Source organism: uncultured Acetobacterium sp., from assembly GCF_927416815.1.
GTDB lineage: Bacteria > Bacillota > Clostridia > Eubacteriales > Eubacteriaceae > Acetobacterium.
The window spans coordinates 1-7,375 of sequence record NZ_CAKMJU010000123.1; the positions used below are offsets into that span (position 1 = coordinate 1).

General features: G+C 40.2%; 9 protein-coding genes. 6 read left to right on the forward strand and 3 right to left on the reverse strand.

All coding sequences use genetic code 11. From position 1 onward, the window contains the following. Positions 1-244: 244 nt before the first annotated feature. Positions 245-475 carry a hypothetical protein gene (locus QZ998_RS15145; protein ID WP_296561677.1) on the reverse strand — a complete coding sequence of 77 codons (231 nt, stop codon included), beginning with the start codon at positions 473-475 and terminating at the stop codon, positions 245-247. A 275-nt stretch (positions 476-750) separates the two neighbouring features. Between QZ998_RS15145 and QZ998_RS15150 the strand changes: the two genes are divergently transcribed. The 4 genes from QZ998_RS15150 to QZ998_RS15165 all read left to right on the forward strand — a co-directional run bounded on the left by QZ998_RS15150 (position 751) and on the right by QZ998_RS15165 (position 3,940). Beyond that, a complete protein-coding gene (locus tag QZ998_RS15150; RefSeq protein ID WP_296561678.1) occupies positions 751-1,035 on the forward strand; it encodes a GNAT family N-acetyltransferase in 285 nt (94 codons plus the stop codon). 65 nt (positions 1,036-1,100) lie between these two features. After that, the gene (locus QZ998_RS15155; protein ID WP_296561679.1) at positions 1,101-1,799 is read left to right on the forward strand and encodes a response regulator transcription factor; all 699 of its coding nucleotides are present in this window, start codon (positions 1,101-1,103) and stop codon (positions 1,797-1,799) included. Position 1,800: 1 nt separating this feature from the next. Further along, entirely contained in the window at positions 1,801-3,231 is a 1,431-nt protein-coding gene (locus QZ998_RS15160) for a HAMP domain-containing sensor histidine kinase (protein ID WP_296561680.1), read from the forward strand. Positions 3,232-3,328: 97 nt separating this feature from the next. Then, positions 3,329-3,940 (forward strand): isoprenylcysteine carboxylmethyltransferase family protein, encoded by a 612-nt coding sequence (locus tag QZ998_RS15165; protein ID WP_296561681.1) that lies wholly within the window; start codon positions 3,329-3,331, stop codon positions 3,938-3,940. A 119-nt stretch (positions 3,941-4,059) separates the two neighbouring features. Here the strand turns inward: QZ998_RS15165 and QZ998_RS15170 are convergent, their stop codons facing one another. Together QZ998_RS15170 and QZ998_RS15175 are read right to left on the reverse strand one after the other, a co-directional pair. Then, complete coding sequence (locus QZ998_RS15170) at positions 4,060-4,659, reverse strand: hypothetical protein (RefSeq protein ID WP_296561682.1); 600 nt, start codon at positions 4,657-4,659, stop codon at positions 4,060-4,062. Positions 4,660-4,821: 162 nt separating this feature from the next. After that, positions 4,822-5,064: a hypothetical protein gene (locus tag QZ998_RS15175; RefSeq protein WP_296561683.1), complete on the reverse strand. Its 243-nt coding sequence runs from the start codon at positions 5,062-5,064 to the stop codon at positions 4,822-4,824. A 408-nt stretch (positions 5,065-5,472) separates the two neighbouring features. On the opposite strand from QZ998_RS15175, the gene QZ998_RS15180 reads away from it, so the two are divergent. Further along, positions 5,473-6,525: a GGDEF domain-containing protein gene (locus tag QZ998_RS15180; protein ID WP_296561684.1), complete on the forward strand. Its 1,053-nt coding sequence runs from the start codon at positions 5,473-5,475 to the stop codon at positions 6,523-6,525. A gap of 27 nt (positions 6,526-6,552) precedes the next feature. Then, a complete protein-coding gene (locus QZ998_RS15185) occupies positions 6,553-7,260 on the forward strand; it encodes an HD domain-containing phosphohydrolase (RefSeq protein WP_296561685.1) in 708 nt (235 codons plus the stop codon). Positions 7,261-7,375: the final 115 nt, after the last annotated feature.

Below are 7,375 nucleotides of genomic sequence, written 5' to 3' on the forward strand. Positions count from 1 at the left end.
CCAAAGAGTTTGTCAATAAAATCGGTGATCCTCGCCTCGGCGCAGTCACCAACCAATTCATTTGCGCAGAACCGATAGACTTCGTATCCAGCAAGGCGCAGCTCGCGGTCGGCTGATCAATTAATGGTCAGCCTCCTACCCGATTTGCAAAAACAGCAATAATTGATGAGATGTGGACACAAATCGAACGGTTCAATTGAAAAAAAATCAAAAAAACAAGGGGCTATTAACCCCTTGTTAAAATTTAACGATTGCGACGTTCAATTTCATCGCTACATTCACCGATCTGGGCTTTGAGCTTAGTGATATCGCCATCAAATTCTTCCATTTGGGCGACCACTTTTCCGCTGGAAACATGCATCCCGGATTGCTTGAAAATAAAGCTGCGCTCCTGTTCGACATCTTGGAGGTCTTCTTTCAAATTGTCGAGTCTACTCTTGAGTTCTTGGTCGCTTAATTTACTTAAATCTTCCATAATTTGCTCCTTTTATTTAAAATGATTCTTTTTTTAGTATAACACGGTCAATTTCTGAATGCAACCGCTTAAAGAATTGGGAATAAGACTGATTTATTTTAAACGCATTCGTAAACCTTTCGCTTTTTTGTTAAACATGTCTTATAATAGAATTACGAAGATGAAAGTGCTTTGATCAAACTTATAACTGGGCAAAATAATAACTGCAATTGAGTTGGATCTTGTCATCGGAAATTTTATAGTAGGAGCGTAACAGGAAATTAAGGAGGAGAAAAATGGAAACTATTCATGAACAAAAAAACAAATTTTATATTGGTGTCAACGAAGATGAACCGATTGCTTTATTAAACTACAACATTAAAGGAGAGCAACTAATCATCGAACATGTTTATGTAACGAGAGCGCTCAGAGGCCAGGAACTCGGGGTCAAACTAGTGGCAAAGGCAGTGGCATTTGCTCGCGAAAATAAGCTCAAAATTATCGCTTATTGCTCCTATGCCGAAAAGGTGCTGTGCGAAAATAAGGAATACGGCGATGTTTTTTCAGTTCACAACGACTAATTTGCAAATGGACATAAGATCACTTGGTTTAAGCCTAAAAAATAATCTAACTCAGGGAGTTTTATATGAATGTGTTAGTTGCCGAAGATGAAAAAGATATCCGTAACCTGTTAAAACTTCATCTTGAAGAAAATGGTTATACGGTTTTCACTGCGATTGATGGTATTGAAGCTCTGGCAATTTTTAAGAATAATGCCATCGATTTGGGAATTTTCGACGTGATGATGCCGCGACTGGATGGCTTTAACCTGCTGCGAAAAATCCGTGAAAGCAGTCAGATGCCAGTTATCTTTCTAACGGCACGTGAAAATGAAATGGATAAGGTTCTGGGTTTGGGTCTCGGTGCTGACGACTACCTGGTCAAGCCCTTCAGTATGGCAGAGCTTATTGCCCGAGTTGGTGCCCAGCTCAGACGTAACTATGAATACTCAGATAATAATCCGTTTCGCAAGTCCCAACTAAATGTCGGTAGCTTATCTCTCGATCAGGATGGCTGCTGTGTTTATGTCGATGGAACATTGGTGGAACTCAGTGCCAAGGAGTATTTAATGCTGCAGTTCCTGATGAAAAATCCGGACAAGGTTTTCACTAAAAAGCAGCTTTATCGGCAGGTCTGGGAAGAAGATCTTTATTATGATGACAACACGATTATGGTTCATATCAGCCGGCTACGCAATAAAATAGAGGCAGAACCCAGAAATCCGGTCTATATCAAGACGATTCGCGGAATTGGCTATAAATTCCATTTGCCAAAGGATAGCTAGGATGAAAAAAAGAATTCAAAGTCGCTTTATCGCTGATTATGTGTTGATGTTTTTAATCTCCACCATCATTGGCGTTTTTGCGGTGGCGCTATTAAGCTTTGCCAACGACGTGATCTCAAAAAATCTGGTGCATCATAGCTACACTGCTGATAAGATCATGACTGATGATCTTGCGCTAATGGAGATGGGATCGGTGCTTGATAATGGCGGCGGGATTCAAGTGGTCAATAAAAATTACGAGGTTATTTTCAGCCAGGGTATTAACAATTTACCGGAGCTGTTAAACGCCGAGACATTTACCGACTTTTTAACTGCCAGTCAGGCCAAGGAAAACCCATTTAGTTACAGTATCGCCTATAATCCCAGAGCGGAATTTTGGTTAGTCATCACCTTTCCAACGTCGATTCGGATTGATTTTGCGATTGTACATAATAGCAAATTTTCATCGGTGGACACCCGGAGAGTATCGGGTGTCATCGTTGCGATCATCTTGTTTTATTTGATCTTGCTGGCAATCAGTACCGTTATTTATTCAAAATTGACCTCACTGACTATTATCAACCCCCTAAAAAAGCTGTGTAGTAGTGCTGGCCGGTTAAGAGAAGGGGACTATACATCCCGGGTTGACTTAAATCTGAATAATGAATTCGGCGAACTGGAAACGATTTTCAATGAAATGGCAGATGAAATTGAAACAGAAATTGCTTTAAGAAAACAAAGTGAAGAGAATCGCAAGAAGCTTATTTTGGATATCTCCCATGATCTCAAAAATCCCCTTGCCAGTATTATGGGCTATGCTGAACTCTGTTTAATAAAAACACAAATGACCAATGAAGAGCTACGGGCTTATCTGACCACGATTTATAACAACAGCAACCGGGCAAATCGTCTGATGAATGATCTTTTTGAACTGTCGAAAATGGAAACCTCAGAATATATCCTGGTTAAGGAAAAGCTTGATTTCACCGAGTATCTTCGCGAACAAATGAGCCAAGCGGTGGCAAACCTCGATAGTGCCGGGTTTTCATATACTTTTGATATTCCCGATCAAGAGATTTTTGTTGCGATAGACCGAAAGCAGATCAGTCGGGTGTTTGAGAACCTTGTTGATAATGCCATCAACCATAATCAGACCGGCACTCAGATCGACTTGGTGATGATCGATCATCCTGAAATGATTGAGGTTCGGTTTAAAGATAATGGAATCGGCATTTCTGCAGAATTGAGCGAACTGATCTTCGAGCCTTTTGTTAAGGGTGATCCGGCCAGATCGCAAGAAAATGGCGGCACCGGTTTAGGTTTAGCGATCGTCAGAAAAGTCATGGACGCCCATGGTGGTAGCATCAAACTGACTAAGGATAACACGGTGGGGAGTGAATTCGTGTTGTTATTGCCAAAGTGCTCGGATACAGTTAAGCTCGATTTAAGATAAGAAACAGCTTCATGTATGATTGACTTGCTATAGTAATGGCAAGGGATTACATGAAGCTTTTTTATGTAACTCCACTAAAAATTTGGAGGAAAAGAAATTGGAAACATTTGATAGTCATTTTTATAATTGGTTTGGGGTAATATTTTTTTCGGTGCTTTACGGAGTGATTCTGCTGTTCATGCCGTTTTATAAAAAAATGGATCGCAAGCCAGCGGGCACCTATCTTGCTTTCGTAATTGCCTTTGCCATCGAAATGCATGGGATTCCCTTTAGTATGTATGTGATCTCCTGGATTATTGGGAAAAATCTCCCCGTCGGGATTTTATGGGGACACACGCTTTTTGATACCATCGGTTATTGGGGGATGTATATCAATATTGCCTGTGGGGCAGTCGGGCTATTTTTGATCATGAATGGCTGGTATAATATTTACAAAAAATACTGGTCAAAGGAAACCGGCACCGGCACCCTGGTGGAAACGGGGCTTTACAAATACATCCGCCATCCTCAGTATACCGGGCTGTTGTTATTATCCTTCGGGATGATGATCGAATGGGCAACCTTACCGCTGCTGATTTTATACCCGGTAATGATTTATATGTATGTGCGGCTGGCCAAAAAAGAAGAAGAGGATATGATCGATGAATTTGGAAGTGCTTATCAGGATTATATGAAGCGAACAAAAATGTTTATTCCCCATCTGGTTTAAAAGTCGCAAAACAATAGTAGATTAAATACGCAAAAAGACAGGTTCATCAACCTGTCTTTTTTGGTAGTGGATCTTTGGTGTCTTAGAAAGTGAAGATTTCTTTAGGTAAGAAAATTTTACTATTCTTCGTTTGCCCAATCATCGAAGCCCTGCATGACCTTGTCGTAGGTTTGTTGAGAAATTTCTGGAAGCTCCCCACCAAAGGCTTTTTTGGCACTTTCAAAACCTTCTTTAAAGGCATTTCTTAGCGCTTCAAGCTTGCTTTTATCACCGCCAGAGAGAGCCTTGGCAAAATCAACAATCCGTTCTGAGGTTTTGTTCACCCCAAAATAGCCGTCTTCAGAAATAGACTCCTGAGCAGCTGCCTGGGTTTCAGAATCGACAACGATGTCAACCTCTTTTCCAGCCAACAGATCTTTTAAAACCTGATTAACCTTCTTACCCTGTTTTTCGATCATGGCTTCAACCATTTTTTTGAATGACTCGGTATTTCGGGCAAAATCCTGCTTGATTTCGTCGATCTTTTTGCGGTCAACAGTGTAGGTTCCGATGTCTTCGGAAGTTGCGGTGCCAAGTTCTATGGAGTCGAGTTTTTGCACAACAGGTTGGACTTTATCGGCAGCCTCTGGCTCAACCTTGACGTCTGGATTTTGGGTGACACCTTTTGTATGAATCCCTTGATTCATAGCTTTGTTTGCATCGATTGCATTTGTATTCATAACATCCTCCTTGTAAAATATTAAGATATTTTAAAAATAGTTTCAAAATGGTTTCTAACTTCTTTATACTATATCGACCAAATCCAACTAAAAATAACAAAAATAGTAAAATAATCACAGATAAAAAACGTCCTCTCAGTTTTTACACTGAAAGGACATTTTTTATAGTACCTGTTTTAAGGGGGACAGGACGCGAAGTGGTTTTTCTGGATGTTTTATATTTGTTTCATAGGATTCGTTATATTTCTGAGATAAATGATCAGCTGCCATATTTTGCAGGTAGCTTTCAAAATAGGCATTAATAATAGCGGTTTCATCTGTTTCAACAGCGGCGTTCGGCGCAAAGCCAGATAAATTAGCTAACCACAAGCGAGTATTCGTTTTGATTTCTTTAAACCACTTCATTATTGTGGCCTCCTTATTTTGCATTATAATTATGAACCGAGAGACTGGAAATGTTTAAGTTTTTTAGAAGTGAATTTCATATGGTTTATACTCATTCGTTCTTACTAATAATATCGCCACTTACTGAGATTACTTTAGCGTAAATGAATAAACAATTAGTTCCTGGCGATATGATACAACTTTTAAAGGTTTTCCAGATATACGATGCAAGATTAGGACACTAAAGCTAATTAAAACCAGTTAGTATATAGCGTTTCTTGAGGGGATAGAATCACAAAGCTGATAAAGTACTTGATAAATGAAAAAACGAGTGGTATACTAAAAACATCGAAAGTTAGGAGTTGCTAACTTTCGATGTTTTTAGGCTTTGAGTTCGAATTGGCTAATAAGAAATAGCAGGAGTTATCGATGGAGAATAAACAAAAAGATCATATCTTTACAGAAATATATATTAGCATTCATAGCATTATGGGATTATTGATTCTGTTTTACTGCATTTTTTCCCAGACATTGAAGGGGATGATGATGGTGATGCTAATGATTTACTTGATCTATATCGGTTTGGAACTATATTTGTTCGCTACCAGTCAGATCATAAAATTGGAAAATTTGCTAGGTGGATATTTCCAAAGCGTGGTCGATACGCTGTTTATTTCTATTTGCTGCATTTACTTGGACAGTTATTATTTCATTGTCCTGCCGATTTTTTGCCTATTAATTTTAATTTCTAGTTTAGCCAATTACCGCACAAAGAGTGTGACCCATGGGATACTGTCAACTCTCGGTTATATATCGGTGGGAATTCTAAGTGGCTTTTATCCGCTGGGAATTGTTATCTTGCAGGGGGCGCTGCTGCTGGGCTTTAGTTTTTTTGTGGGTGAATTAAACCAGCTTATCAGTGATGTTTATAAGCGAAACCAGTATGCAATGGAAGAAATTGAGTACAAAAATCAGTTGTTGGAGTACCGCGCCACGACCGATTTTCTGACTGATTTATCCAATCATCAGGCTTTTTATCATGCCCTGGAAGTCATCGCGGAAAAACATGCACCCGTTACCCTGATTCTCCTAGATATTGACGATTTCAAGGCAGTCAATGATGTCTATGGACATCTTTCAGGAGACTATGTGATTCGGGAGGTTTCGCAGATTATTAAAAAACTGCTGCGAACCTCTGATATCGGTGCCCGCTACGGTGGCGAAGAGTTTGCGGTGCTACTACCGGGAACCGGCCAACCCTTTGGTCAAAGAATCGCCGAACGTATTTGTAAGGCGGTTGCGGAATATCCTTTTGAATTTGACCAACAGAAAATGCGGATAACCCTTTCCGCCGGAGTTTGTCACTCAACGGTGGCGCTGAGCCGGGGAGAACAAACCATGCTGATTGATCAGGCCGATGCCTTGCTTTACTATTCAAAAAGAAATGGTAAGAACCGGGTCACCAGTGCACAATTTCAATAAGATCCAAGGTGATGAAAGGAAAGTTAGATGACAGAGAAAAAAGCATCCCGAGAGATATACGTTTTTTCGAAATATTTAGACGAGGTTTATCGGCGATATGGTTTAGCTGGTAATCAAGAGATCTTTACCATGAGATTTAGAAGTTATTTGAAACGGCTGATTGAAAAACTTAAAGATGCCACCTTTGATGATCTGCAAAAGTACCGAAATGCAAACTGTGCCAGCAATTGTCTGCCGGGTCATTCGATCCGATGTGCCTTGCTCGCCATGGCTATTGCTAAAGAGCTGAGTTTGAAGGAAACAGAAATCACCGAAATTGGGCTTGGAGCCTTGCTTCATGATATTGGTAAGCTCTTTATTCCCAGAGAAATCCTGGACAAACCCTGCAAGCTCAGCGAAACTGAATTTGAGGTCATCAAAAACCATTCAGAAATTGGATTCCAGGTACTCAAAAATCAAAAATGGCTGCCCCTACCATGCATCAAAATTGTTCATAATCATCACGAGCGCTTAGATGGCAGTGGTTACCCCAACCAATTATCCGGGAATCAGATCCATCGATACGAGCGCATTGTTGGAGTTGCCGATGTTTTTGATGCAATGACCAGCAAGCGCAACTATCGAGAGGCATTGAGTTATGAGTTTGCCTTTCAGGAAATTATCAAAGAATCGCCACAGTTGTTGGATCGGCAAATTGTGTTTGTTTTAGCCTGGATTCCCGCCATACCTAACTAGGCTGGTGGTGTAATTTTTAGAGCTTCATAAATCAGTCTTTGCTTCGATAGTACCTCACCAACGCGAAGTTCATGGCCAGGATTCTCAAAACATTCAATGATATCAAGCTTATCCA